Source organism: Clostridium sp. JN-9, assembly GCF_004103695.1.
Classification (GTDB): domain Bacteria; phylum Bacillota; class Clostridia; order Clostridiales; family Clostridiaceae; genus JN-9.
In genome coordinates this window covers 2,546,678-2,572,848 of the sequence record NZ_CP035280.1, presented here as the reverse complement: position 1 = coordinate 2,572,848, position 26,171 = coordinate 2,546,678, and the positions used below count along the sequence as shown (strand labels likewise).

At 31.5% G+C, this 26,171-nt stretch carries 29 protein-coding genes; 24 read left to right on the top strand and 5 right to left on the bottom strand.

Annotated features, from left to right (window positions below):
• Positions 1-38 precede the first annotated feature (38 nt).
• A complete protein-coding gene (locus tag EQM05_RS12430) occupies positions 39-1,433 on the bottom strand; it encodes an aldehyde dehydrogenase (protein ID WP_128750329.1) in 1,395 nt (464 codons plus the stop codon).
• 834 nt (positions 1,434-2,267) lie between these two features.
• On the opposite strand from EQM05_RS12430, the gene EQM05_RS16285 reads away from it, so the two are divergent.
• From EQM05_RS16285 to EQM05_RS12400, 6 genes are all read left to right on the top strand, one after another.
• Entirely contained in the window at positions 2,268-2,462 is a 195-nt protein-coding gene (locus EQM05_RS16285; protein ID WP_243108068.1) for a hypothetical protein, read from the top strand.
• 76 nt (positions 2,463-2,538) lie between these two features.
• On the top strand, positions 2,539-2,808 hold the full coding sequence (locus EQM05_RS12420; protein WP_128750328.1) for a DUF2442 domain-containing protein: 270 nt from the start codon (positions 2,539-2,541) through the stop codon (positions 2,806-2,808).
• A gap of 165 nt (positions 2,809-2,973) precedes the next feature.
• Complete coding sequence (locus EQM05_RS12415; protein ID WP_128750327.1) at positions 2,974-4,113, top strand: ATP-binding protein; 1,140 nt, start codon at positions 2,974-2,976, stop codon at positions 4,111-4,113.
• Positions 4,106-4,894, top strand: coding sequence for a hypothetical protein (locus EQM05_RS12410; RefSeq protein WP_128750326.1), 789 nt, complete (start codon positions 4,106-4,108; stop codon positions 4,892-4,894). The genes EQM05_RS12415 and EQM05_RS12410 overlap by 8 nt, the downstream gene beginning before the upstream one ends.
• Positions 4,895-5,100: 206 nt before the next feature.
• Positions 5,101-6,222 carry a PRD domain-containing protein gene (locus EQM05_RS12405; RefSeq protein ID WP_128750325.1) on the top strand — a complete coding sequence of 374 codons (1,122 nt, stop codon included), beginning with the start codon at positions 5,101-5,103 and terminating at the stop codon, positions 6,220-6,222.
• Positions 6,188-7,099, top strand: a complete 912-nt coding sequence (locus tag EQM05_RS12400) for an FGGY-family carbohydrate kinase (protein ID WP_128750324.1) — start codon at positions 6,188-6,190, stop codon at positions 7,097-7,099. The genes EQM05_RS12405 and EQM05_RS12400 overlap by 35 nt, the downstream gene beginning before the upstream one ends.
• A 67-nt stretch (positions 7,100-7,166) precedes the next feature.
• On the opposite strand, the gene EQM05_RS12395 is transcribed toward EQM05_RS12400, so the two are convergent.
• The gene (locus tag EQM05_RS12395; RefSeq protein WP_128750323.1) at positions 7,167-7,736 is read right to left on the bottom strand and encodes a sigma-70 family RNA polymerase sigma factor; all 570 of its coding nucleotides are present in this window, start codon (positions 7,734-7,736) and stop codon (positions 7,167-7,169) included.
• 10 nt (positions 7,737-7,746) lie between these two features.
• Positions 7,747-8,361 (bottom strand): sigma factor-like helix-turn-helix DNA-binding protein, encoded by a 615-nt coding sequence (locus EQM05_RS12390; RefSeq protein WP_128750322.1) that lies wholly within the window; start codon positions 8,359-8,361, stop codon positions 7,747-7,749.
• Positions 8,362-8,650: 289 nt separating this feature from the next.
• Between EQM05_RS12390 and EQM05_RS12385 the strand changes: the two genes are divergently transcribed.
• From EQM05_RS12385 to EQM05_RS12375, 3 genes are all read left to right on the top strand, one after another.
• Positions 8,651-8,875, top strand: coding sequence for a DUF1659 domain-containing protein (locus tag EQM05_RS12385; RefSeq protein WP_128750321.1), 225 nt, complete (start codon positions 8,651-8,653; stop codon positions 8,873-8,875).
• Positions 8,876-8,918: 43 nt separating this feature from the next.
• Positions 8,919-9,137, top strand: a complete 219-nt coding sequence (locus tag EQM05_RS12380) for a DUF2922 domain-containing protein (protein ID WP_128750320.1) — start codon at positions 8,919-8,921, stop codon at positions 9,135-9,137.
• Between the two features lie 147 nt (positions 9,138-9,284).
• Positions 9,285-9,434 (top strand): YvrJ family protein, encoded by a 150-nt coding sequence (locus tag EQM05_RS12375; RefSeq protein ID WP_128750319.1) that lies wholly within the window; start codon positions 9,285-9,287, stop codon positions 9,432-9,434.
• Positions 9,435-9,555: 121 nt separating this feature from the next.
• Here EQM05_RS12375 and EQM05_RS12370 read toward each other — a convergent pair whose 3' ends face one another.
• A complete protein-coding gene (locus tag EQM05_RS12370; protein WP_128748367.1) occupies positions 9,556-10,830 on the bottom strand; it encodes an IS110 family transposase in 1,275 nt (424 codons plus the stop codon).
• Between the two features lie 449 nt (positions 10,831-11,279).
• On the opposite strand from EQM05_RS12370, the gene dnaB reads away from it, so the two are divergent.
• The 4 genes from dnaB (at position 11,280) to EQM05_RS12350 (ending at position 15,758) form a co-directional block, all read left to right on the top strand.
• A complete protein-coding gene (gene dnaB / locus EQM05_RS12365) occupies positions 11,280-12,569 on the top strand; it encodes a replicative DNA helicase (RefSeq protein ID WP_128750318.1) in 1,290 nt (429 codons plus the stop codon).
• A gap of 12 nt (positions 12,570-12,581) precedes the next feature.
• Complete coding sequence (locus EQM05_RS12360) at positions 12,582-13,025, top strand: helix-turn-helix domain-containing protein (protein ID WP_128750317.1); 444 nt, start codon at positions 12,582-12,584, stop codon at positions 13,023-13,025.
• A gap of 364 nt (positions 13,026-13,389) precedes the next feature.
• Positions 13,390-14,031: a hypothetical protein gene (locus tag EQM05_RS12355; protein ID WP_128750316.1), complete on the top strand. Its 642-nt coding sequence runs from the start codon at positions 13,390-13,392 to the stop codon at positions 14,029-14,031.
• A gap of 98 nt (positions 14,032-14,129) precedes the next feature.
• A complete protein-coding gene (locus EQM05_RS12350) occupies positions 14,130-15,758 on the top strand; it encodes an IS1182 family transposase (protein ID WP_128748411.1) in 1,629 nt (542 codons plus the stop codon).
• A 225-nt stretch (positions 15,759-15,983) separates the two neighbouring features.
• Here EQM05_RS12350 and EQM05_RS15875 read toward each other — a convergent pair whose 3' ends face one another.
• Positions 15,984-16,124: a hypothetical protein gene (locus EQM05_RS15875; protein ID WP_164917290.1), complete on the bottom strand. Its 141-nt coding sequence runs from the start codon at positions 16,122-16,124 to the stop codon at positions 15,984-15,986.
• Between the two features lie 152 nt (positions 16,125-16,276).
• On the opposite strand from EQM05_RS15875, the gene EQM05_RS12345 reads away from it, so the two are divergent.
• From EQM05_RS12345 to EQM05_RS12295, 11 genes are all read left to right on the top strand, one after another.
• On the top strand, positions 16,277-17,542 hold the full coding sequence (locus EQM05_RS12345) for an MFS transporter (RefSeq protein ID WP_128750315.1): 1,266 nt from the start codon (positions 16,277-16,279) through the stop codon (positions 17,540-17,542).
• Positions 17,543-17,583: 41 nt separating this feature from the next.
• Positions 17,584-18,792 (top strand): GGDEF domain-containing protein, encoded by a 1,209-nt coding sequence (locus tag EQM05_RS12340; protein ID WP_128750314.1) that lies wholly within the window; start codon positions 17,584-17,586, stop codon positions 18,790-18,792.
• Between the two features lie 27 nt (positions 18,793-18,819).
• Complete coding sequence (locus tag EQM05_RS12335) at positions 18,820-19,698, top strand: DMT family transporter (RefSeq protein WP_128750313.1); 879 nt, start codon at positions 18,820-18,822, stop codon at positions 19,696-19,698.
• Between the two features lie 33 nt (positions 19,699-19,731).
• Complete coding sequence (locus EQM05_RS12330) at positions 19,732-21,432, top strand: HD-GYP domain-containing protein (RefSeq protein ID WP_128750312.1); 1,701 nt, start codon at positions 19,732-19,734, stop codon at positions 21,430-21,432.
• Positions 21,433-21,546: 114 nt separating this feature from the next.
• A complete protein-coding gene (locus EQM05_RS12325) occupies positions 21,547-21,837 on the top strand; it encodes a hypothetical protein (protein ID WP_128750311.1) in 291 nt (96 codons plus the stop codon).
• A 576-nt stretch (positions 21,838-22,413) separates the two neighbouring features.
• On the top strand, positions 22,414-22,638 hold the full coding sequence (locus EQM05_RS12320; protein ID WP_128750310.1) for a hypothetical protein: 225 nt from the start codon (positions 22,414-22,416) through the stop codon (positions 22,636-22,638).
• A gap of 916 nt (positions 22,639-23,554) precedes the next feature.
• The gene (locus EQM05_RS12315; RefSeq protein WP_128750309.1) at positions 23,555-23,905 is read left to right on the top strand and encodes a tRNA-binding protein; all 351 of its coding nucleotides are present in this window, start codon (positions 23,555-23,557) and stop codon (positions 23,903-23,905) included.
• Positions 23,906-24,387: 482 nt separating this feature from the next.
• Positions 24,388-24,729, top strand: coding sequence for a PadR family transcriptional regulator (locus tag EQM05_RS12310; RefSeq protein WP_128750308.1), 342 nt, complete (start codon positions 24,388-24,390; stop codon positions 24,727-24,729).
• A gap of 132 nt (positions 24,730-24,861) precedes the next feature.
• On the top strand, positions 24,862-25,101 hold the full coding sequence (locus EQM05_RS12305) for a hypothetical protein (RefSeq protein ID WP_128750307.1): 240 nt from the start codon (positions 24,862-24,864) through the stop codon (positions 25,099-25,101).
• 141 nt (positions 25,102-25,242) lie between these two features.
• A complete protein-coding gene (locus EQM05_RS12300; protein ID WP_128750306.1) occupies positions 25,243-25,467 on the top strand; it encodes a DUF2700 domain-containing protein in 225 nt (74 codons plus the stop codon).
• A 38-nt stretch (positions 25,468-25,505) separates the two neighbouring features.
• Positions 25,506-26,009, top strand: coding sequence for a GNAT family N-acetyltransferase (locus EQM05_RS12295; protein WP_128750305.1), 504 nt, complete (start codon positions 25,506-25,508; stop codon positions 26,007-26,009).
• Positions 26,010-26,171 lie beyond the last annotated feature (162 nt).

The following is a 26,171-nucleotide window of genomic DNA, read 5'->3' as shown; positions in this document are numbered from 1 at the left end:
AAAACTCGGAATCAGCTATTCCGAGTTTACCTGCTCACTTATACAAATTTCATAAGCTTTCTTATTTTTTTAAGACCCATATTATATGGAGGATATTTTTGTTTAAGATCAAAATTCATTTGGTTTTTAAGCACACTTTTTTTGTGCGAAAATGTATCAAAGGAAGCTTTGCCATGATAATTTCCCATGCCGCTTTGTCCTACACCGCCAAAAGGCAGATAGGATGTAGTCATATGGCTTATGGTATCATTTATTGAAACTCCACCAGAAGAAGTTTCTGTAACAATCTTTTTAATGTTGTTTTTTGAATTTGAGAAGAAGTAAAGAGCAAGAGGTTTTTCTCTATGATTTACAAATTCTATTACCTCATCAATATTTTCAAATTCAATAACAGGAAATATTGGCCCAAATATCTCTTCAGTCATTATTTCATCTTCAAGGGATACATCTTCAATTATAGTAGGATCAATATATAAGCTGTCTGCATCAGTATTTCCGCCAGTTACAATTTTGCCCTGCTTTAGCAGGTTTTCAAGCCTGTCAAAGTGCTTTTTATTTATTATTCTTCCATAGCAGTTACTTTCTTTTGGATTGCTGCCGTAGAATTCTTTTATGGCTTCTTTCATTTTGCTTAACAGCTCTTTCTTAATATCCTTGTGAACCATAAGGTAGTCCGGAGCCACACAGGTCTGACCTGAATTTAAATATTTTCCCCATACAATTCTCTTTGCAGCATATTCAATTTTAGCATCCTTATCTACAATGCAGGGGCTTTTTCCCCCAAGCTCTAAAGCTACAGGAGTTAAAAATCTGCTGGCAGATTCCATTACAAGCTTTCCAACGGTTGAACCCCCTGTAAAGAAAATAAAATCATATCTATGCTTTAAAAGTTCTGATGATGCAATTGAACCACTTTTTACAACATAAATATAATTTTCATCGAAGGCATCACTTATGACCTTCTCAATAGCCTTATATGTTTCAGGAGCAAACCTTGAGGGCTTTAAAATAGAGCAGTTTCCACCAGCAATAGAGCCTGTAAGAGGGCCTATTATCAGCTGAAACGGATAGTTCCAAGGCCCAATAATCAATGCTTCCCCATAGGGTTCAGGTACAATAAAGCTTTTGCCTCCAAAATATGCAGAGGGGGTTTTAACCTTTAAAGGTTTTGCAAAGTTTTTCAAATTTTTTATCATGAAATCTATATCATTAAGTGCAAAACCAACTTCTGATGTATAAGCTTCAAAGGTTGATTTATTAAGATCTTTTTTTAATGCATCAAGCAGCAATGCTTCATTGCTGTTAATTGAATTTCTAAGCTTTTGAAGCTGCATTACCCTAAAGTCAGGATCTTTTGTTTTTCCCGTTTTAAAAAAATCGCGCTGCTTTTTTATTATATCTTCAATGTTAAAGTTTTTTTGCTTTTCATCCATATAACCACCACCCCTTTAATAGATTATAACTCAAATACCAAAAATATAAAGGGTAACTGTGACTTGGAGTAAGTTGGAAGCAAGCGACAAAGAAATAAGGGGGAATCGTCAGGAATGGCGGTTCTTTTTTGTACATCCAGCATGTTTGCTGAGCCGGTAGGCAGCCAATTAGCATAAAGAACGTAAATGGATTGCTCGGAACATTGAAGGTTTCTTTTCCAGAAGCAACTATTCAAAATCACATTGTACATCAAATTAGAAATTCTTTTTAGTATTACCCATAGCCATTATTTGTTATTTGTTCTTTATTCTTTAGTTTCAGCCTTCAATAAAAAGGTAGCTTTGCATCAGCAGTTTTAACTGTTAATGCGACAGCCCCTCTTAAACATTTGAACTCGACCTTGTTTTAGTTGCATATCGAGTAGCAACAAACATTTGAGATAGTTCTCTATCTGAGCTTAAAATATAACATTCAAATGTGGCCATGTCAACAGCTCGAGTTACAAGTGGGAAATATGCTTGTTAAAATCACTACATGCAATTTAACCAAGGTGACTAGGTAAGAATTTAGAGTTTCCCCAAGATTAGAAATAAATTCATAGTTTTTATAAACAGAGCTCTGTATAGTGAAGTTTATATTTAAATTGGATATAATATATATAGGATATAAATTATATAGAACAATGGGGAACAGGAATAAAAAGAATAATAAATGAATGTAAAAAGCAAGGTTTGAAAGAACCTCTTTTCGAAGAAACAGGTTTATTTTTCAAAGTAACAATCTTTAGTATAGAAGATACTAAAAATGTAAAAGTGCCGATAGACGCCGATGGAGTGACGATAGACGCCGATAGAGTGCCGATAGATGCTGATAGAACGCCGATAGATTATAACAATTTATCTGCTGATGAAATAAAAATTATAGAATATCTTAAATTAAATGAATTTATAACAAATTCTGTTGCAAGACAGTTACTAGATAAGAAAGATACAGCTGTAAAAAAATTATTTAAAAAATTAACAATATGATAAATTTAAATAAAGTGAAAACTTCAGTTAGATGGAATAATATATGAGAAAATTAATAAGATAGGAGGTATTTTACATGTTTAATCAAGTGATTCAAGTACTGCCAACAAAAGACTACAAGGTTTACGTGTATTTTGCTAATGGAAAAATCAAGTTATATGATGCTTCAAGTCTTGTCGAAAAAGGTGCATTTAGAAAATTAAAAGATATAGATATATTTACAGAATCCTGCACTGTTATAAATGGAACGTTAGGATGGGATATTAGTGGTAATCATGAAGTAAGCCAGTGCTTAGATTTAGACCCAGATAATCTTTATAATAATTGCATATGTGCTTATGACTAACAATGTCCATATAGAGTAATCCAAACAAAAGACAGGAACATTTCTGATCTTATAAAAAGGGCACACATCAGGTAAAAAAACTACATTTAATAATTACTTTAATGAAAAAAGTATACAATCCTTTAAAAATTGGATATAATATAATTAGAAAGGAGAGTAATTATAATGTTAACGAAAATAACAATTGAAAATTTCAAATCGTTTAAAGAGAGCACAACAATAGATTTTCATAGTACGAACTATAAGATATTACAAAAAACGAATGTTTATGATGATAGAATATTAAAAGGAGCCATTTTCGTTGGAGGCAATGCGGCTGGTAAGACTAATGTAATTTTAGCCATAAAGCTTTTGCTGGATTTATTATTTAAGGAGAAAACAATAAATATTGGTATATATAAGTGCTTATTTAGTGAAAATCCAGATATTAAGTTAAACTATGAATTTGATGTAGAAAGAACTACTATAAAATATGAAATTGAATTTAATGTACAAAAAAAAGTTTTAATGGAAAAATTGTTCATAGATGATGAAATTGTTATAGATAGGATTGGCCAAACTGGAAGATCAAAACTTACAGAAAATATGTTACATGAAAATTTAGATAGCCAAACATTATTGCTTAGAACAATTTATTTTAATACTAAGTTTAATAAATTTCTTTTATTAAGAAAGTGGTTTGATTACTTATCAAATTCATTCTTTCTCGATGCTTCTGTTAAGCATGGGGAAAACTATGGGAATAGTCATTTTTCATTAAAGGAATATTTAGATGATAAAGGAGTAAATGATATAAATAACTTTTTTAAGGAATATAATTTTGAACAATCAATTGAATATTCTAATGAAAGTAAGGGAAACTTATACACAATTGACACCACTGAGGAAAAAAGTGTATTTTTTAAAAGAAAGGGTATCGGGGAGCCCATACCATATTTTTGGGAGTCATTGGGTAATAGAAACCTTATAAATATGCTGCCAGCATTTTTTCAAGTTGTAGAAAATGGAGGAATGCTAATTATAGATGAATTTAGTAGTGCATTTCATAATGAACTTGAAGAATTGCTAATTAGATATTTTATGGAAAAGTCACATAAATCACAAATCTTTTTAGTTTCACATTCAACTAATTTACTTTCTAATACTATATTCAGGCCTGATCAGGAATTTTCTGTAGAATTTAAGAATTTTGATGGAAGTAAAGTTAACAGATTCTCCAATGATAAACCACGTGAGGCTCAGAATATAGAAAAGATGTATAACAGTGGTGTATTTGGGGGGAAGCCGGCATATAAACATGAATAAAATTATTTTTAATAAGAATATACGAATTGGTAAAGTCTTATTTGTTGTTGAAGGTACAAGAGATGAAATGTATATACTTCATAAAATATTTACTAAGGTATTTGATTATCAATATGAAACGAGAAATAGGCTAGATGAATATAGACCTTATAACAAAAAGGAGAATCCTTTATCGTCAATTTTTGTAATTAATACTAAGGAATCCAATATAAAAGATATAAAAGATGCTGATGGTTATTTAGATGATCTGTTTACAGTACTGATAAATGAATATGAATTTCCGGTTAATAAAGCTGCAATATTTTATATTTTTGATAGAGATAATAAATCAAATACAGATTCTAAAATTTTTAGGGAACTTATAAATAATCTTAAAAACTCTAGAGAACCTAATAATGTAACTTATACACAAGGACTATTATTACTGGGCTATCCATCTATAGAAAGCTTTACAGCGTCAAATTATATAGATGATACATTTAACATTAAGATGGATACTGGTAGAAATTTAAAATCATATTTGAACAGTATTTCTAATTGTACTAATCAAAGAATAAACAAAAGTACAATTGAAAAAGCTGTAAAAGAAATGCTTGAAGCTATTACAAACATAAGTACAGAGGATTATAATTTAGATGATTTCAGCCAAACTAATATGAAAATATATGAGTATCAGGAGGAACATTACTTAATAAATAAAAATTATAAACTATTAAGTTTGTTGTGTATTTCATTGATTGATTTAAGATTAATAGAAATAGAAGATGAAAACGAAGATTAATTAAAAATCAATAAATAAATAAATGAAGAATCGTCAGAAATGGCGGTTCTTTTTTGTACGCCCAGTATGATATTGTCCCCGGGAGTCATACTAACTTTTAGGTAACACATAAGTTCCCTAATTAAAGGAACTGTTTTGTTATTTTAGTAAATAAGATAACATGGTAATCTATAAATAAGCTAATACATAAAGAAAGGAGATAAAAATTGAGTAATCTAAATAATCGACAGATAGAATTTGTAAAATTATTGTTAGAAGAAAATGAGTATAGAACAATTAAATATTTTTCTACTTTTTTAAAAACTTCATGTAAAACATTACAAAAAGATCTTAGAGTAATAGAAAAGTATTTAAACAAATTCAACATTGTCCTTGCACGAAAGCGTGGAACAGGCATAAAGATTGTAAACGTTAAGGATGCCAAATGGCTTTTGTATAACAACATTAAGTGGCAGGAAAAAGAATGCAAAAAGGTTTCAGTTAATGAACGCAGAATTGAGATTGCCCGAAATATGCTTATTAATTCAGGCACTGCAACTTCAATACAAAAACTTTCTGATATGTATTATGTGAGCAAGACAAGTATATCTGTTGATTTAAGCTGTATTGAGAAATGGGCAGCAAATTTTAATTTAATAATGGAAAAAAGTGTAGAAGGAACTAGAATAAAAGGAAATGAAGTGGATATAAGAAAAGCCTTAGATTCTCTTATTGTTAAATATCATAAAAAAGACTATAAGAATGAAGGATTATATGATATAGCAGCCCGTATAGATGAAGATACATTAAATTCACTGTCTGAAACTTTTGATAAAGATAAGATTTCTTATATCAATCAATACCTTGTTGGATTAGAGAAAAAGTATAATTGCAGATTAAATGATACATATTATATTAACCTTCTGACTCATATTCTTATTTCATTGACCAGAGCATTAAGCGGAAAACAGATAAAAGAGAAAACCTTGGAAGAAAATCATAGTTATTTGAAATCCGAAAGAGCTTATGTAGAAGCTGTAAATATGGTTAATAAAATGAATGAAGATTTTAATATTAAATTAGGTGAATCCGAAGTTTATTATTTATATCAATATTTTGTTTCTTTTGGGCTGGTAAAAAATACAACCCCAAATGCCGATGAAGTATTAGATAAATTAAATTTTAAAGCAGAGATTTTTACTGAAAAAGTAACAAATTGTATTGAAAAAATTATGCATATAGATATTTCTAATGATGAAATAATTATGAAGAGTCTTTTATTGCATGTACGCCCTATGTTAAATCGTTTAAATTATGATATCAAAGGATATTTTACCACCAGTGTATGAATCAACTTATGTTACTGGAACGCTTAAACCTAATGTAGCTAAAGAAATTGGACTAAATATAGACACCAGTGTAGTTGGCGGCGCAGGTGATCAGGCTGCAGCAGCCATTGGAAATGGTATCTATAAAGAAGGCATGATTTCTACTAGTATTGGAACATCCGGAGTTGTTTTTGCTGCCACGGGCAAACCTGTTTTAGATAAATTAGGGCGTGTCCATACGTTATGCCATGCTGTTCCGGGAATGTGGAATGTTATGGGTGTTACTCAAAGTGCAGGATTATCGCTAAAGTGGTTTAAGGAAAACTTCTGCAGTGATGTGGCTTATAAGGCTGCTAAAACTAATATAAATGTATATGATTTATTATCAGATATGGCTTCTCATTCAAAACCAGGGTCAAATGATATCACATATCTGCCTTATCTTATGGGTGAAAGGTCACCTCATTTAAATCCAAAAGCTAAAGGCATGTTTTTTGGATTTACATATGCAAACACTAAAGATGATTTTATACGAAGTGTTTTAGAGGGAGTTTCTTTCAGCCTGAAAAATTGTTTGGATATTATGCTAAATATGAACATTAAGCTAGAGGAAATCCGTGTTTGCGGCGGCGGCGCTGAAAGTATAATTTGGAAGCAGATATTGTCTGATATTTTTGAGTATCCTTTATTTACTTTAAGGACAACAGAGGGCCCTGCACTTGGAGCTGCAATTTTAGCAAGCATTGGTGCTGGAATTTATAAATCAATTGAAGATGCATGTGATTTAATTCTTCACTGCCAAGACAAAATAACCCCCAATCCCTTAAATTACTCTGCTTATTCTAAAGCATATGATAAGTATAATCGTTTGTATCCTGCAGTTAAGGAGCTTTTTTAGCAAGGGTCAGACCCCTGGGAGGAAGTGGAAACGAAAAGCAATAAAGAAATAAGGGAGAATCGCTAAATTAACGATTCTCATTTTCCATCATTTCTCTAAGCTTCTTTAAAGCCTTTGCTTTTCTTCTTGTGCAGCATTCTATGGATATATTCTCCTTAATGGCATAATCCTTTAATTTGCCATTTTGAAAATAAATCCAGTACAAAACATCTCTGTACATTGGCTTCAGCAGATTAAGGCTGTCATAAAGAGCTGTATAATATTCATTTTTGCAGTAATCCTCTTCTATATTAAATTCATCCAGAAAGGTATCTTCAAGAGTCGTTTCCTCATTCACAGGAATATTTGAACTCATATCATAATTATGTTTACATTCGCTTCTTAAAACACACTTCAGGTTGTTAATTATGGCTGATGAAGCGTATGTCTTAAATCCTGCTTTTGAATTGAAATTGTATTTTTCCACAGCTTTCATTACTGACATTCTGCTTATCTGAATTAAATCATCTAATTCATAATTTTTAATATAATATCTGCAGCATATTTTATAAATAGCAGGGAAGAGTATTTCTATTATCTTATTTAAAGCTTGCTTGTCCCCATTTTTAGCTGATATTACTAATTGGTTTATATCCATGATACACCCCTTAAAAACTGGAATGTTCAATAAGTTTTCTTGCTTTATCTTTTAGAGCTTTTTTCCTCTGCCTAAGGCAGTCATAGGTAATGCCTAATTCCTCTGCCATTTCTTTATAGCTTAACTCTTCAGCACGCAAAAGAAGAAATAACTTTTTTTCATCTGTATTTAAGCTATCATATATATGACCAATCAGGATTTTAACAATGCAGTAAGCCTCATAGTTTAAATTGTCTAAAATGTTATTAAAGCAGTTATTGTATTCATCATTGTTATGAAACTCTACAAATTTATTTAGATGTTTTTCTTCAATTCTTTTATAATCTATTATTTCGCTTTTAATTCTTTTATTAACATAGTTAAAGTATAGCTTGGAGCTGTCCCCATGGAACTGGAGGGTGGCCTCATATACAGCCCAGTGTGCCACGGATTCCATATCTTCATTGTGATGTTTTCCCAGCAGTTTACTCCATAATTTAATGTATCTCTTAATTACACCATCAAAATATAAATTAAGATACGGCAATGCTGAAAGATCATTATTGTTAACCCTTTCTATAAGCTTTTTTATATGACTGAAGTCTCTGTTTAGCATAAATGTTTGATTTTCCTTAAAGTTCTCCATTTTTATCCCCCTTAATTATAATTTCTCCCACAATATATACATCCGTAAAAAATTAAGTTTTGTGAGGCAGTTATTTGAAAATGTTACCAATAAGTTACAACAAATGTCAACATTAAAAACCAAATGAAAGCTAAATACTACCCGAAAAAAGGCGAATGCTACCGAATGCTACCAGGCAGCACCCGAGATGTGTCGTATGCTACCAGGCAGCACCCGAAATATGTCTGCAATTTACCATGCCCTGTTTTTACTCCAATTGCATATATAATAAGTGAAGGGAGATGATATTATGGCAACAACAGCAGCAAAGCTGCAAAGCTCAATGACACTTAGGTATAAGGCTGGCACAGATGTGAAGGGAAAGGACATAATTAAAAAGCAGAGCTTCGCCAATGTAAAGGTGGACTCAGCTAATGACAATATATATGCAGTGGCCCAGTCTTTAGGAAAACTTTTACCTTATCCAGTTAATGAAATCCTAAGATCAGACGACAGCTCAATTGTCAGTGAATAGTAGACAAGCTATTCATAATTTAATATGAAAGGAGGTATTTTATATGTCTAAAACACTTGTTATGAATTTTCTCAATGAGCAGGGCAGAAAAACTGCTGTAAGGGTAAATAATGTAAAAGATTCATTAACAGATGCAGAGGTTATGGCTGCCATGGATGTGATAATTGCAAAAAACATATTTGAATCCACAGGCGGAGATTTAAAAATGAAGGACTCTGCTTCCGTAGTGGATAAAAACACCACTGAATTAACAGTAAAATAAAACTATTAAGTGAAAGCTTTAGCTTGATTATTCAGGCTAAGGCTTTTAATCCAGTTATAAGTTATAAGTTGAAAGTTAAAAGTTTCTACCTTAATTAACTTTCAACTCTTAACTCAAAACTTTTAACTGTAGAAATGGGGGAGTATTATGGATATAAATTTAGTTAATCTTATAGGAAATGTGGGATTTCCCATAGCCATATCAGTTTATCTGCTGGTAAGGATAGAAGGGAAGATGGACACTTTGGCTGTCAGCATTAACAATTTGTCCAATGTAATAACCAATATAAAGAAATAGAAAGCAATTTGGTAATATGTCAAGAACAAAATAAAAAGAAAATGAAATGATTCTTCAAAAAAAGGGTAACCCTAATAAACATACAGTCAAATCAGAATGTATGTTCGTGTGTCTTATATAATTAATCTACTCTATTTGAAGAGTAGAGTTGATTTTTAGCCAGCAATCCAAAAATCAAACGGATTAATTTACGAGAAGTTAGCGCGAGTGCTCGTTTATGCTGATGTGTAGTCACTTCAGCAAATTTCTTCTGGTAGAAAGCTTGATATTCAGGAACGTGTCTTATGACACTACCAGCGGCTTCTATCAGATAATAACGTAAATAACGGTTACCTGCTTTGTTCATTGGCGTATTTTCAGCCTTGAAATCACCAGATTGATTTTCTTTCCATACGATGCCAGCATATTTAGCAATAGCATCATTATTAGGGAATGCATGCACACTGCCTAATTCGGCAAGAATACCACTGGAATAAACAGGGCCAAAACCAGGGATTGACATGAGAATTTGATATTCCACAGGATTCATTCCCATAACCGCTTTCTCAATGGCTTTATTAATAGTACTCAGTTCTTTTTCAAAAGCCTGAATACAGTTAAAAGAGCATGCAATTGAAGTCGTTAATGGCTCATACAAACATTTATCAAGGCGATATGAATTACGAGCAGCTTGTTGAAGAATTTTAGCAGTCATCTGTGGATCAGAAATTCTCTTTCGACTCTTTGTATTGATGAATTCAACAAGTTCTTCTATGGAAGCATTTGCAATGTCTTCAGAAGATAAAAAATCCGTCAGGATAGAGGAAGCAGTGGCACCATATTTATTAGAAAAAGGATGTTCTTCACCATCTAACAAAGCAAATTCGCTAAACTTGAGAAATACATTTGATAGCATATATGTCTTCTCCCTGGTTAAGCATTCAACTATATGAAGCCTGTGTCTTGTAAGCCTTTGTAGGGCAAGGTATTGAGAACCACGCCAAGGCTCAGTATGAATCCTGCCGACTCTTGCAAAATCAGCAATAACAAAAGAGTCAATGCCATCATTTTTGTTAAGAGCATTAAAGGAATCTTTGTAGTTAGCAACTTCCTTAGGATTCAAACAGTAGACGTAGGGTTTATATGGCACAAGTTTTTCACTTGCAGATAAAAAATTAGCTATATGCACGCCATAAAATGAAGTAGACTCAAGACCAATAATAGTAACCTTAAATATATTATTTTCTAGTATCTTGACGAGCATGGATTCTAGTTGTTCTGCACCAGATTGTGTATTAGGAACAGGTTTCATTTTAATAAAAAATTCCTGTTCAAAGTTAATTGCAGAGACAACATTTTGTCTCGCACCAATATCGATACCAACAAATAGAGTTGATAAGTAATCTACTTTCTTCATGAAATCACCACCTTTCGAAAGTAATGAGGAAATTAGAAAAGGAATTATCCTAATCCAGAGTACTGACTGCAACCTCGCGTAATCAGCATTCAACCAAGCGAAATACCTTGCTGGTGGCTACGAATGGAGATGCAACATTTGTGTAAGCAGAATTTGATACTCTGGTCAGGCTGCAAGCTTTCTAGGCAATAACAATATGTTTTGCAGGAGAATACAGCAGTAACCTTCGCTAAAGTCCGTTAGGACTATTTTAGCATTAGGAAATTCCTTTATAAATAGTTAATGTAAGTTGTATAGATAGGAATGTAAAATAGATAGCAATAATGAATTGGGGGAATCCCCACAGAAAAACATAGATACTTTCTTATCTATACTAAAATATAAAAATAAATAAGTTTATAGCAGTCATTTAACTGACTATAAACTTATTATACGAGTGAGGATACAATATGAATAATGTATTTTATAACCTGGAGGCGGAAAGAAATATACTGGGACTTATACTACTTGACAACAATAATTATCTGGAGGTAGTAAATATACTTTCACCTGAGGATTTTTATTTTGACAAGCATAAGCTTATTTACAAATCCATGCAGCAGCTTTTTTCAAAAAGCAGTCCCATAGATTTAATAAATCTCAGTAATCACCTTGGAAATAATTTGCCTGAGGCGGGAGGATTAACATATATTTCAGTTTTAATTAACAGTGTTATAAATACTCATAATATTGTATCCTATGCTGACATAGTAAAGGAAAAATCCAGGTTAAGAATGCTGGATAAAATGCTTAAGGCAGTTCAGAATTACATGTATAAGGAAATTCCACATAGCATGGATATTATAAATAATATTCAAAGTGAAATTTCAGCCATTGAAAAGAAAAGCAGTGCTGAATCAGGTGAGATTAAATTAATCATGGAAGAATTCATAGATTTACTGGAATTAAGATGGAAAGATCAGGGCAGCCTGCAGGGAATAAGTACAGGCTATAAATTCCTGGATAATATGCTGGAAGGATTTCTAAAGCAGGATTTTATAATACTTGCAGCCAGGCCCTCCATGGGAAAAACCTCCATGGCTTTAAATCTGGCATTAAATGCAGCCCTAAATGGAAAGGCTTCAGTGGCATTTTTTAATCTGGAAATGGGAAAGATTCAGATTGTAGAAAGAGCTTTAAGCATATGCTCTAACATACCTGCTAAAGCTGTGAAAAAGGCACAGTTCGATGATAGGCAATGGGTGGAAGCTGTACAATTTTCCAGCACACTGGCAAATAGTGCATTGTTTCTTTATGATAAAATTTATACCCTTCAGGGAATTAGAGCTCAGTGTAAAAAATTAAAAATACAAAATAACCTGAGGGTGGTTTTTATTGATTATCTTCAACTTATCTTAAATACCACAAGAACAGAAAACAGGAATCAGGATATTTCAAAAATAAGCAGGGATCTAAAGCTTTTAGCCAAAGAGCTTGACATTACAATTATAGCTTTATCACAGCTCTCAAGAGCTCCAGAAGCAAGACTTAACCACAGACCTGTGTTATCTGATTTAAGGGATTCAGGCAGCATTGAGCAGGATGCAGATGCAGTTTTATTTTTGTATAGAGATGAATACTACAACAGGGACACAGATGATAAGGACATTATGGAATGCATTGTGAGCAAAAACAGAAATGGCAGTGTGGGAATCAAAAAGATGAAATGGCACAAGGCAACACAAAAAATATTTGAATAGAGGGGTATAAAAATGAACAATTTTACAATGATACCAAATGAAATTATGTCTAATAAAAACATCAGCCATGGGGCATTTAAATTGTACTGCATTTTAAACAGCTATTGCTATGGCAGCAAGGATACATGCTTTCCATCACAAAACACACTGGCACAGAGGATGAATAAGTGTATAAGAACAATTCAAAGGTATTTAAAGGAGCTTATAGAAAATGGAATAATTATAATAAAGAGAAGAGGTTCTGTAAGCAATTTATATCAGCTTTTAACAAAGGCAGCAAAAAAAGCAAAACAAACTGCTGCCTCTTTATTTGGAAAATCTCCAAATAAAAATCCAAAATCAAAAAATAAAGTAACACCTGATCCTATTGAAACTGAAGAAGAGGATGAATTTAAAGACTGCTTTTACTGTGAAGAGGAAAAGGAGTATTTCAGGAAAATAAAGAAACATAATTAATACTTTGGCCGAGTAAATGTGGAATCCGCAGTGGTTTTTGAGAAAGCAGAAGTAAAGCATCTAAAATCCTATAATTTTTCAGCACTTTCACGGAAGTGCTTTTTGTGCTTCCCTAAATTATTTGGTTTGATTATAAATTTTTGCTGCCAGCAAAAATTATCCTTATTTGATCTTTAATCTTTATTCTTTGTTGTTTGTTTTAATAAAAATGTCGCATCACATGCGGCATCTCAATTAAGGCATAGCGACATGGGCGAAACACAAATAAAAAAAGAAAATAATATTTATATATAATAAAAAGGAATTTAAAATCATTGGAAGAATATATAATTATATAACAATAATATAAAAATAGGTGAATATAATGATAAAATCTAAAAATTTGTTAAAGCCAAGTCTGCTGGTAATATTAGCAATAATTGCTTCAATATGCTTATATAATATTTTAAAATTAAATTCTAATAAAGCAGAATTGCCGTCTGCTAATCCATCATTTGGAACTTACCATGATATAAGTTCCCTTGTAAAAGCTAGTGATATTATTATAATTGGAAGTGTAGATAAAGTTTATGAGCCTATAAGGGTAAACAAAAAGAACTATATGAATGAAAATGCAAAAGCAAAACTTCCAGATGTATTCATAGTAAACACTGTTTCAGAAGTAAAAGTTCATAAGGCATTAAAAGGAGATTTAAAAGCTGGGGATACTATTGAAGTTATGCAGGAAAGCGGTTCAGGTAAAAATAATGAAGTGGATATTCCAGATGTTAAGATATATGCTGCAGGGGATAACTATATTTTTTTCCTGAGAGATTTTAAACCAAGTACAGCTCAAGAAATTAAAGATTATAAAACAGAAAAATTCCTGCCAATAAGCCCATATCAAGGTCAAATAAAAATTCAAAATGGCAAAGCTATTCTTGACAAAAATATAATACCTGAGTTCAAGAATGTTAATAGTGCTGAAAAAATTCAAAGTTTACTAATTGATCAAATAAATAATTAAAAGGGGCTGTTGCACTAAAATAATTGGTGCGGCAGCTTTTTTACATAAAAATAAATCTTCCACTCGAAAGAGTGAAAGATTTATAGTAAAATTAACATATGAGAAAATACATTAATTCACACAAAAATTATACTTTATATCGTGGAAATTATCAATTAAAACTTCCATTAAATATTGAGTACATGATTCCCAATAATGATTCAGTGCGTTTGCTAAGTCAATTTGTAGAGGAGATGGATTTAACAGATTTATATTCGACTTATTCCCGAATAAGGGAAAATCAGGCTACGCCACGTCAGATGCTGAAGATTGTACTTTACTCCTATATGAATCATAATTATTCATCAAGAGCAATGGAGCTATCCTGCAAAAGAGATGTAAATTTCATGTACCTTTTAGAAGGTTCACCAGCACCAGATCATTCTACTTTTGCAAGATTTCGTAGTATTCATTTTGCCCCGTGCTCAGAAACAATAATGGCTGAAATGTCAAATTTTCTTTATGAGATTGGAGAAATATCAGGAGATACTATATTTATTGATGGTACAAAGATAGAGGCATGTGCTAACAAGTATACTTTCGTCTGGAAAAAAGCAGTTTCAAAAAACCTGGAGAGATTACTTTCTAAATTAGCTGATTTTGTAGCCGAATGTGAGGAATTGTATGGAATAAAGCTTGTATACGAAAACAAAGTAAAAATGAAACATGTAAAAAAGCTACGCAAAAAGCTTTACGCCTTGAAAAAGGAAGAAAATATTGAATTTGTACATGGATGTGGTAAAAGGAAAACTCCTATTCAACGTTCTATTGAAAAACTTGAGGAATACCTTAGAAAGTTAAAAGAATATACACAGAAAATCCATACCTGCGGTAAACGTAATAGCTATTCCAAGACAGATAAAGATGCAACCTTTATGAGGATGAAAGAGGATGCTATGAAAAATGGTCAGTTAAAACCAGGTTACAATGTTCAGAATGGAGTAGATTCCCAATATATAGTATGGGTTACTGTTTGCGATAAGCCTGGGGACACAACAACATTGATTCCATTTATAAAAAGCATGGAGAATTCCTTGTACTTTAAGTATTTTAAAATTGATGCGGATTCAGGTTACGAGAGTGAAGAAAATTATCTTTATATCAAAGAAAATGGACAGCTATCATATATTAAACCAGCAAATTATGAAATATCAAAAACAAGAAAATATAAACATGATATAAGCAGAATAGAAAACATGGATTATACTGAATTGGGCGATTATTATACTTGCAAAAATAATAAGAAACTAACAGTAAATAAAATAGTAAAAAGGAAAAGTAAGACTGGCTATATAAGTGAAAAAACAATCTATACTTGTGAGGACTGCAGTAACTGTGTTTACAAGAGTAAATGCATAAGAGGACATAACTGTAAAACGCCATTAGAAGAAAGGGTTAAAAATCTTGAGACTTCAAAACTATTCAACATGCTTCGCAAAGAGGATCTTGAAAGAATTATAAGTGATGATGGTTGCGAGTTGAGAATGAATCGAAGTATTCAAGCCGAAGGCTCTTTTGGAGAGATAAAACAGGATATGGGATTTCGTAGATATCTATGCAAAGGTAAAAAGAATGTTTTGGCAGAAAGTATTTTGTTAGCAATGGCACATAATATAAATAAGCTACATAATAAAATTCAGTTAGATAGAACTGAAACGCATCTTTTTCCACTTAAAAAAGGTGCATAATTATCAAACTTTAAAATTTTAAAAACTCTGCAAATCAAAAAAAGCCTTAATATGAAAGGCTTATTAAAGTGCGTCTTTTTTTAATTATCAAGCTCATTGGGGACTAAAATATCATTAAATTTTCTATAAAACACAAAAAAAATGCTGCCGCGTTAGCATATTTTTTTATGCTAATGCGACAGCCCCTTTTTTATCAAAAAATAAAAAAAGCCCTTGTCCAGGAGGCTATTTCAATGATTTTTTTATTCTGCTGTTTGAAGAAACTTTTCTTCCTGTATACTTTGTGCTTTTTTCAGCAACATCCAAAGCTTCACTTAAGCATTCTTCTATAACATCAGGAGTAAATAATACTGAATCTTTTTTCAATTTATCACCTTCTTTCTTATAATATTAATATTATACACCTTTAATTTCAAAAAGTATATAAACTTTTAAAATTTAAATAAAAAATATATTGTTTATTTTTGGCTTATCATCTACAATTAATATTAATGCTTAGATTTCGGGGGGGTGAAAAGTTGAATTTTATAAAAAGAACTTTTAAAGGATTTAACATTTATTCAGGGCTGCCAAGATCTGTGTATGTGTTGGCTTCTGCCAGGGTAGTTAATGCCATGGGCAATTTTGTTTATCCTTTCTTAACACTTTTTTTAACTGAACATCTTGGATTCAGCACAGTAAGAGCTGGTACATATTTTTCTATAAGTGCGGTGGCTCAGGTTCTTGGATCAGTAGCAGGGGGGAAGCTTACTGATAAATTCGGACGTAAAAAACTTTATTTAACCTTTCAGGGGCTTACAGCTTTATGTTATCTGCCCTGTGCATTTTTGGGGGATTCCATAGTAATTGCATGGCTTTTAATAATTGCAGGGTTCCTTGGTAATGCTGCACAGCCTGCCAATTCAGCCATGGTGGCGGATTTAACCAATAAGGATAATAGAAAGCAGGCATACTCTCTTTTATATCTTGGAATAAATGTAGGGTTTTCCATTGGACCATTAATTGCAGCCTTTCTTTATAAAAATTATACCTGGCTTATTTTCCTTGGAAATTTCATAGCAATAACACTTACATTAATTCTTTTATACTTCGGCATTGAGGACACAACACCAAGCAGAGAGGAAATTCAAAGCAGCAAAGCAAGACATGACAATGAATCTGCAGAGGACGCCAATGTAATAAAGGCACTTTTAAAAAGGCCATATCTTTTGCTTTTCTTTGCAGGAGCCATGGTAAATTCCTTTATTTATTCAAGTATTAAATTTGTTCTGCCACTTCAGATGACAAAGGTGTTTGGATCAGATTTAGGTTCTAAATATTATGGATATATGATGTCCACCAATGGAATAGTAATCATTATTTTAACTACATTTATTATAAAACTTACAATTAAGATCAAACCTATTATGAATGTTTCCATGGCATCTTTGTTTTTTGCAGTGGGACTGGGGCTTCTTGGTTTTGTAAAAAGCTTTCCATTTTATATATTGGCAGCAGTTATATATACTCTGGGAGAAATATTGGAAGCCACAAACTCAGGGGTATACATTGCAAACCATTCTCCAATAAATCAAAGGGGAAGGTTTAATGCTGCATGGCCTCTTATTATGAGCATAGGCTCTGCCATTTCACCTACTGTATTTGGAATGCTTATGACAAAATACGGAAATACCACGCTTTGGGTCATATGCTTTATCCTTGGAATTTGTGCAAGCTTATTTTTAGCCTGGGTTGGAAGATTTGAAGAAAGATATACGAAAAAATTATGTAAAAATGTGTTATAATTTATAATAATTAATAATTTTTAGAAATAAGGTGTAGAAAAATGCTTGTTAACATAATTAAGTTAATAAAGAGTTTTTTATTTGCATCTGTGGAACAAAAGTACAGAAAAGAATTTACAGATGATATAAATGAATTGAATGTAACCAGAGGAAAATTTGCAGCAATAACACTAATTGTTCTGGAGGCTTTTCAGTTCATACTGTGGTTCATGATAAACAGGGTCATGCTCTTTGCTAAACCACAGATATATTATGGAGTTATGCATATAATTTTACTTACTGCCATGATCGTATATGCTGTTATGTTCTTCCATGCTGGTAATGATATATCAAAGTATGAGACAACCATTAACAGAACAGTCACATGCTTTATAATATCTATTTTATTATGGTGCGGGGGAATATCGCTACTGGACCAATTATCATCAGGGCAGATTACTGTGTACACTTTGGCAATAATAGCCATTGCAGTAACTCCATTTTATAAACCAATAAATTTATTAATTATATATTTAATTAACCATGTAATATTTATTATGCTTCTTCCACATTTTCAGAGATACTATGATATTCTTTTGGAGAATTATATGAACAGCACTATATTTTTATTAGTGGCCTGGGTCATAGCCTGTATGCATTATAAAAAGCAGGTGGATGTTTTTAACATAAGAAAACTGCTGCAGAAGAAAAATGCTGAGCTTAACAAGTTAAACAGGAAGCTTAACAGGGCAAACCAAATGCTGGAGAAGATTTCCTTAACGGACAGCCTGACACATATATCCAACCGTATGGCCTTTGACAAAGCCATAAAAACACAGTGGAACATCTGCAAGAGGCAGCACATACCTTTGTCATTAATTATGATAGATATTGATTTCTTTAAGGCATTTAATGATAACTATGGACATCAGCAGGGTGATGAGTGCCTGAGAAAGGTGGCTTCAGCGCTGTCTTCATGCTTAAGGCGCTCTTCGGACATGCTGGCCAGATATGGAGGAGAGGAATTTGCAGTTATAATTACTTATATGGAAAAGGAAAAGGTAGTGGAATATGCAGAGCAGCTTAGAAAAAAGGTGGAACAAATGGCCATAACGCATATGTATTCATCTGTTGCCAAGTGCATTACCATAAGTCTCGGTGTCCATACTGAGATTCCATCAGAAGACTCATCAATTCAAAAGTTTATAAAAGCTGCGGACAATGCTCTTTATGAAGCAAAAAAAAGCCGAAACAGCACTGCTGATGCGTAACTGTATAAATTAAAAGGAGAACTATAAATGAATAATAAAAGACTGCGGGCCAATTTTTTACTTCTGCTGACAGCTGCAATATGGGGCTTTGCCTTTACAGCCCAGAGAGTTGGCTCCCAATATGTAGGGGCATTTACCTTTAATGGAATAAGATTTGCCCTGGGAAGCATTTCTCTTATTCCTTTAATAATTTATTTTAATAAGAAAAATAAAAGCAATAATACAAAACAGTCTGCAAAGAATACCATACTGCCTGGAATACTGGTGGGGGCACTTCTTTTTTCAGGCTCCACACTTCAGCAGATAGGACTTATTTATACCACTGCAGGAAAGGCAAGCTTCCTTACAGGACTCTATATTGTGCTGGTGCCTGTTATAGGCATTTTCATGAAGCATAAAATTGGGAAAAGCGCCTGGGCAGGAGTTTTTCTGGCTGTTATAGGACTTTATTTACTTAGTATTAATGAAAATTTTACTATAGCCTTTGGGGACATGCTTCAGATTATAGGTGCTTTCTTTTGGGCCTTTCACATTTTAACCATAGATTATTTTACAAAAAAGGTGGATTCTCTTAAATTATCATTTGTTCAATTTGCTACCTGTTCAATATTAAGCCTTATATGCGCACTTATATTTGAAAAAATCACCATTAGCGGAATTGTCAGCGCTGGTATTCCAATACTTTACGGAGGCTTATTGTCCGTTGGAGTAGCTTATACCCTTCAGGTGGTTGCACAAAAGTATGCCAAGCCTTCCACAGCAGCTATTATATTAAGTATGGAATCGGTGTTTGGAGCTATCGGCGGAGCAGTTATACTTGGAGAAACCATGAACACCAGGGGATATATTGGCTGCATATTTATACTTGCAGGGATACTGGTGTCACAGATTACAGTTAAAAGTTAAGAGTTAAAAGTTAAGAGTTAGGAGATTTATATAATGATAACACTATGCGATGCAATAAATAAAACAAATAAATTCGATGAAAGTTTAACTAAACAAATAACAGAATTAGCTGCCATGTTCAATTGTGATATATGCAGGATATTTTTGTTTGATGATGATGAACAATTTGCAAAAGTAAAAAGTTCATATATAAAAAATAATGAATTAATGGACAACTTTAGGGATAGTGTTTACTTAAAAAATTCCACAGCAAATAATTTATTTCATTTACTTTTAAAGGAACACCAGATTATCATTTATAGCAAAGGAGAAAACTCCTATAATAATGAACGATACTATCCTTACATTGAAGATATTGAACAAGAAGTATACATACCTATTTTTTCTCAAACCATAATTCATGATGAAATAATTGGCTGTTTGTATTTGGGAATGTTTAATAATCAAATAGAAATTATTGAAAAGTTAAATCAATACGAAATAAGGGCTAAAATTAAGCGTATCCAATATAATTTTAATGCAATTTATGAGAAATACAGAGAAAGAACCACTATGTTAAATATTATACACATATTTTTTGTAATTATAAGAGATAGGGAGCCATTTATGGTTAATCATCCATACAATGTAGCATATTGGTGTGATTCTATTGCAAAGAAATTAGGATTAAATCTGGTAGAAAGGCATAATCTTTACATGGCTTCAGTGCTTCATGACGTTGGCAAAATATACATAAAACAATCCATTGTTAATAAAGAAGGAAGATTAACTGCTGAAGAGTACGAAATCATGAAAAATCATCCAACTTACAGTTACAATATTGTTAAAGAAATTATTAATGGAGTTGTTTATTTGAATAATGTGCCTGATATAGTGAAGCATCACCATGAGAGATATGATGGTACAGGCTATCCAGATGGACTAAAAGGTGAAGAAATACCTTTAATGAGCAGGATAATTGCAGTGGCAGATGCTGTTGATGCAATGCTGTCTGAAAGAAGTTATAAAAAAACAAGGCCAATTGATGAGGTAATAAATGAGCTGCTGGAGAACAAAGGGAAGCAGTTCGACCCTGAAATAGCTGATATAATGGCAGGTATTTTAAGAGGCAATTTAGTAACTGATAATAATAATATAATGGGACCTATTACATGGAGTACTTTATTATTCAGCACTAAATCAAAAGATTATGCTTTTCAAGGCAGTCTTATAAAAAGGGAATCAGGATATGAATTTCAATTTCGCAGGGATGAAAATAAATTAAGAAATTTTAACATAAATAAGATTGTTAGCTCAACCTTATATTTTGAAAGAGAAGGAAAGATATTTGAGTATATACCCAAATTACAAACTTTTAAAAGAAATCATATATTTATATCCAGTTTGACTCATAAACCTTTAAATAAATATTTCAGCCTATTGTGGAATATACCTGGAAAGATTGGTATTAATAGTTCTAATAATTATGATGTTGCTATAACTGAAATTGGAGGAGACTGCATTAAATTTAATATTGATAAGGAGAATTCTTCAAAATTAAATAAAAATGTGGTGTATTTCATAAAATTCAATTTTGAGGATGAAACTTCTATAGCAGCTTCAGGTAAAATAATAAAATCTTATGAAATTGGATGCAAAGTTTACCATGAATTTAAATTCATAAATATTAATGAGAGCTCAAGGGATAGTATATTCAAACATTTATTTGAAAGACAAACAAAATTAATGAGATAAATATGGAGTAATTATGTTATGGGTAATCAATTACTCAGGTAAGAACTAAGAGGTAAGAACTAAAAGTTAAGATGAAAAATTCACCACAGGGGTAAAAAACAGGTGGTTATATAAATGAAAGATAAAGAAAAAAACTTTTTAAAAAAATGGCGAAGTATTAGAGAAAAAGGACATCTTTATTATATGATAACAAGAATAATCATTGCTTTTTCAGTATTTATGATATCATTTTCTCTTACTAGTTTTTTTTTGGATGGAAACATTATTAATAATAGTGTTTCTACTTCTATTAAGCTCTCCATTCTATCATTTACACTTGCATTTCTTATATCAAGAGATTCATGGAAAAATAGTGAGGAAAAATATCATAAATTAATTGAAGATGAAAATTTTAAAGACCAATGAAATTTAATTTACCACAGAGGTAAAAAACAGGTAGTTGAAATTTATTTTCATAGGTGAATTGCAAAAAAATATGTTCATTTTTATAAAAAGTTTGATATAATATAAATAGAAATGCAGAAAATAAAAATAGGGTGCGCTAACATCCTATAGTATACAATTCTAGTTGCTTAGGCAACTGGTATCACTATTTAATGTTTAAATAAAAAATAGTAGCTATCCATTTGCGTACGGGGCTACTATTTTTCATTATCACTTTTTAAGAATATCTTTTTTCACTTTCCTGTAATTATCTGCTTCAGCTCTGAATATTTCTAATATAGGCTTTTACTTATTACCTAAAAAGTTCTTACCTCTTACGTTTAGTTCTTAGTTAAAAAAGTTCTTACTTATATAATTATGCTTTATTGTACCTGTAAATATGATATAATTTTTTTATTCCATATTGGTAATATATTACTTTTATAATATTAACCATAGAAAGGTTAGAAATCATATGAGCGGCGTTAAACTTGGAAAACGTATAATGATTATTGGACCATGTGAAACTAAATTATTATTATAAAATGGAGGTTTGTTTTGGATAAGTATAAAAAATTATCAATATTTTCTACTATACTAGCAGTTATAATGTCTGATCTAATGAGTGCGCATGTAGCTATTGTGTATTGTAATAATATAAAATATGAAAATTCCAGTGCTTCAGCAAGTGATGCATTTTTAGTTGCTATTCCATATATTTTAATGATTTTAGCTACTCTTGCAAACTCCTATATATTGTGGAATAAATCAGAAAAAAAATAAACAAAGTATATAGTGTAATTTGCTACCGAGGTAAATTAAGTAAGAGTGAATAGGCAATAAGTAAGAGGTAAAAGCTAAGAGGTAATGATAATGTCAATATTGATACCAAAACCTATGCATCTAACGTCAAGGCAGAAGTTTTACTTGTTACATCAGATGAGGATAAGACAATAAATAAGAAAATCCCTCAAGCACTTTCAAAATATTTTAAAAATAAAAAAAAACCATATAGGTTTATTTTTTATAAAAATTTGATATAATATAAATAAACAAGCTTAGTGCTAGTAACACTAAGCAATCCTCAGAACGTTTGTTTTGTTTTAGGGCTATTGGATGAATTAAATAAAGATTTAATTAAGAGTGAAGCACTATTCTTTTCGGGATGGGTGCTTTTTCTCGTTGCTATTAAGTTCTACGTGAATACCAAGAAATTTAATCTCGATAACTAACTTAGAAATAAAATATGTAAGACCTAATAACATCAAAAGAAGATGCTTCAACATAGATTATACGGATTTAGCTTAATAGGCAGCCCCGTTTGCATATATGGCTCTGTTAGCGAATAATGTGGATGTTTTAATATGAATGGGATAGCTTGTACACTTATATAAAAAATTTAAAATTAAAAGTGAGCCAGCATATATTTTACTGTAAACATTTGCATAACCATTTGCATAACCATTTATAGTATCAACCACATTATAATATAACAGAGCCATAAGTACATCACAGCATATATATTAAAAATAAATCAGGAGCTGGTACGTGAAGATTTAATTCAAATGAAGAAGTAATTTTAATGAATTTTAGAATTGTCAGGAAATTTGGTAATGGATTTTTCAGTGAATAATATGTAAAATATAATAAAAAAGGCGTGCAACCCGCCACAAATATTTTTAAGAAAGGGGAGAGAAACATGACAGCTCCTATTAAACCAAACATAACTCTTGATATTCTTGATAAAGTTGACATCAGGGTTGGAACCATAAAGGTTGTTGAAGACATAGAAAAATCCAATAAGTTAGTCAAACTTACAGTTGACTTTGGAGATTTCACACGAACAATATTAGTAGGTATGAAGGGGGAAAGGAAAAACCAAAAGGAAATTGAGGGACAGCAGGCATTGTTTGTGGTTAATTTAGCTCCAAAGAAAATGGCAGGTGAAGTTTCAGAAGGAATGCTTTTTGACATTGGATATGCCGATGGCATTATACCTGTTCTGGCTCAGCCTGAAAGACCTATTCCCAATGGTACAAGGGTTGGGTAGAAAGAAAATAAATTAAGTAAGAGTGAATAGGTAATAAGTAAGAGGTAAAAGCTAAGAGATAACATTTATAACAAAATAAAATTACATGAAAAAGCACTATTATTCTTGGTTAGATGGAGTGCTTTTTTCATTTGTTTTAAAGCTTAATTTAAAACAGGATATTTCAATATAGATTATACGGAGTTAGCTTAATAGGCAGCCTCGTTTGCATATATGGCCCTGTTAGCGAATAATGTGGATGTTTTAACATGAATGAAATAGCTTGTACACTTGTATAAAAAATTTAAAAATAAAAGTGAATTAGCATATATTCTGTTGTAAACATTTACACCACCATTTATAGTATCATCCACATTATAATATAACAGAGCCATAAGTGTATCACACTATATATTAAGGATAAATCTAATATTGACAAACACAGTATCTTGCATTACAATATATGCTATATTGTATTACAAGATACAGAAGAAGGTGATTGAATGATTCCATCACAAATGCTTAAAGGTATGCTGGAAGGTTGTATTTTGGAGATTATCAGTAGACAGGAAACCTATGCATATGAGATATCGGAGAAACTTAGTAAGTATGGATTTGGTGAAATATCAGAAGGTACAATATATCCTATAATATTGAGATTACAAAAAAATGAAATGATAAGTGCTACTTTAAAAGATTCTAATAGTGGTCCAAAAAGAAAATATTATAAGCTTACTTCAGGTGGTATAGAATCATTAATACAATTCAAAAGCAATTGGATAGCATTGGATGATGCAGTAAATAAATTATTGAAGGGGGATAATGATAATGAAAAAATATTGTAAGGAATTGCTTAAAAGTAACAATAAGAGGGAAAAAGAAATTTACAAGAATAATGAAAAAATACTCACAGATATGACATTATAGCAGGAAATGGAAGCCAGGGCTTTATTCTATCGGTAGGCGATATCATTAATATGTTAATGATAATTCTTGCAGCTAATATAGTTGTTAACTATATTTGTAAAACAGCTTTTAAAAATAAAGTATTTTCTTTTATAAAAACATGGATTGTATGCATTTTACTTTTTGGAATAATGCTTATATGTTCGCATTATTTGGATTATACTGTAGTAAATATTCCCCTAATATTAGCTGCCGTTATTGTAGGAGCAGTATTTATTTTGGATAGAATATTATCTGGATATAGTGAATAGGTAATAACTAACAGTTAAAAGTTAAGAGGTAATAGTTATAAGTAAGAGGTAAGAGTTAAGGGTTAATAGTTAATAGTTAAAAAAAGTTCTTACCTCTTACGTTTAGTTATTAATTAATAGAAAGACGAGGAAATTGAAATCATGGATAAAAAGGATAAGGAAATTAAAAATACAGAGATTGATGATGTAAACAATGAAAGTCCTGAAGAGAACGAAGAAGATAATTATATGGCAATAGGAATGTGTTATGGGCTGGGTATTGGAATGGTTGTAGGTCAGCTGCTTTTTAAAAATATTGGTCTTGGTATGAGTATTGGAATGTGTTTGGGATTGGCAATTGGTTCAAGAGTAAAAAAGGAAAAATAAACGTTGAATTTTCTGATGCATATTTAAGGGGTGGGACAATGCAAAACAGAATACACTTTGAAAAATTTCTTTCTGAAGATGACTTTCAATATTATTTAGATCTAGTTTCAAATGAAGAAGTAATGTTAATGAATTATGGAAGAGTATTTACATTGGAAGAATCAAAACTAACTTATAAAGGTATGCTGAAAAATAATAAGAATTATGAAGCCTTTGGGTACTTTAAGGTTTTCGAAAAGGATACAAATGTTTTCATAGGATTAGGCGCAATAACATTAAACAATGATTCTGCTGAGGCAGAAATTGAATATATGCTGATGCCTGACTATTGGAGAAAAGGATATGGGAGCGAAATTGTAAGAAATTTGCTAAAAAAGGCAGAAGAAACAAATAGCATACATAAAGTTATAGCAATAACAGACCCTAATAATTTGATATCAAAGAAAATACTTCATAATAATGGATTCGTATCAAGCAAAATATTTAAGATTGATGATGGTTCACTTGCTGAAATGCATATTAAAGTAAAAAGTAATAAGTAAGAACTAAGAGGTAATAGTTACGAAAAAGTTCTTACCTCTTACTTCTTAGTTCTTAGTTAAAAAAGTTCTTTGGAATATTTCCACTGATAAGGGAAACTATATATTATATGAGGAGGGGATAAATGTGAGCAAATACCGGATTGGCCCCTTTATTTTGGACAA

Bases quoted from the DNA above. Each gene is read 5' to 3' on its own strand.
- EQM05_RS12430 (WP_128750329.1), bottom strand. From the start codon at position 1,433: ATGGATGAAAAGCAAAAAAACTTTAACATTGAAGATATAATAAAAAAG.
- EQM05_RS12420 (WP_128750328.1), top strand. From the start codon at position 2,539: ATGTTTAATCAAGTGATTCAAGTACTGCCAACAAAAGACTACAAGGTT.
- EQM05_RS12415 (WP_128750327.1), top strand. From the start codon at position 2,974: ATGTTAACGAAAATAACAATTGAAAATTTCAAATCGTTTAAAGAGAGC.
- EQM05_RS12410 (WP_128750326.1), top strand. From the start codon at position 4,106: ATGAATAAAATTATTTTTAATAAGAATATACGAATTGGTAAAGTCTTA.
- EQM05_RS12400 (WP_128750324.1), top strand. From the start codon at position 6,188: ATGATATCAAAGGATATTTTACCACCAGTGTATGAATCAACTTATGTT.
- EQM05_RS12395 (WP_128750323.1), bottom strand. From the start codon at position 7,736: ATGGATATAAACCAATTAGTAATATCAGCTAAAAATGGGGACAAGCAA.
- EQM05_RS12390 (WP_128750322.1), bottom strand. From the start codon at position 8,361: ATGGAGAACTTTAAGGAAAATCAAACATTTATGCTAAACAGAGACTTC.
- EQM05_RS12385 (WP_128750321.1), top strand. From the start codon at position 8,651: ATGGCAACAACAGCAGCAAAGCTGCAAAGCTCAATGACACTTAGGTAT.
- EQM05_RS12380 (WP_128750320.1), top strand. From the start codon at position 8,919: ATGTCTAAAACACTTGTTATGAATTTTCTCAATGAGCAGGGCAGAAAA.
- EQM05_RS12375 (WP_128750319.1), top strand. From the start codon at position 9,285: ATGGATATAAATTTAGTTAATCTTATAGGAAATGTGGGATTTCCCATA.
- EQM05_RS12370 (WP_128748367.1), bottom strand. From the start codon at position 10,830: ATGAAGAAAGTAGATTACTTATCAACTCTATTTGTTGGTATCGATATT.
- dnaB (WP_128750318.1), top strand. From the start codon at position 11,280: ATGAATAATGTATTTTATAACCTGGAGGCGGAAAGAAATATACTGGGA.
- EQM05_RS12360 (WP_128750317.1), top strand. From the start codon at position 12,582: ATGAACAATTTTACAATGATACCAAATGAAATTATGTCTAATAAAAAC.
- EQM05_RS12355 (WP_128750316.1), top strand. From the start codon at position 13,390: ATGATAAAATCTAAAAATTTGTTAAAGCCAAGTCTGCTGGTAATATTA.
- EQM05_RS12350 (WP_128748411.1), top strand. From the start codon at position 14,130: ATGAGAAAATACATTAATTCACACAAAAATTATACTTTATATCGTGGA.
- EQM05_RS12340 (WP_128750314.1), top strand. From the start codon at position 17,584: ATGCTTGTTAACATAATTAAGTTAATAAAGAGTTTTTTATTTGCATCT.
- EQM05_RS12335 (WP_128750313.1), top strand. From the start codon at position 18,820: ATGAATAATAAAAGACTGCGGGCCAATTTTTTACTTCTGCTGACAGCT.
- EQM05_RS12330 (WP_128750312.1), top strand. From the start codon at position 19,732: ATGATAACACTATGCGATGCAATAAATAAAACAAATAAATTCGATGAA.
- EQM05_RS12325 (WP_128750311.1), top strand. From the start codon at position 21,547: ATGAAAGATAAAGAAAAAAACTTTTTAAAAAAATGGCGAAGTATTAGA.
- EQM05_RS12315 (WP_128750309.1), top strand. From the start codon at position 23,555: ATGACAGCTCCTATTAAACCAAACATAACTCTTGATATTCTTGATAAA.
- EQM05_RS12310 (WP_128750308.1), top strand. From the start codon at position 24,388: ATGATTCCATCACAAATGCTTAAAGGTATGCTGGAAGGTTGTATTTTG.
- EQM05_RS12305 (WP_128750307.1), top strand. From the start codon at position 24,862: ATGTTAATGATAATTCTTGCAGCTAATATAGTTGTTAACTATATTTGT.
- EQM05_RS12300 (WP_128750306.1), top strand. From the start codon at position 25,243: ATGGATAAAAAGGATAAGGAAATTAAAAATACAGAGATTGATGATGTA.
- EQM05_RS12295 (WP_128750305.1), top strand. From the start codon at position 25,506: ATGCAAAACAGAATACACTTTGAAAAATTTCTTTCTGAAGATGACTTT.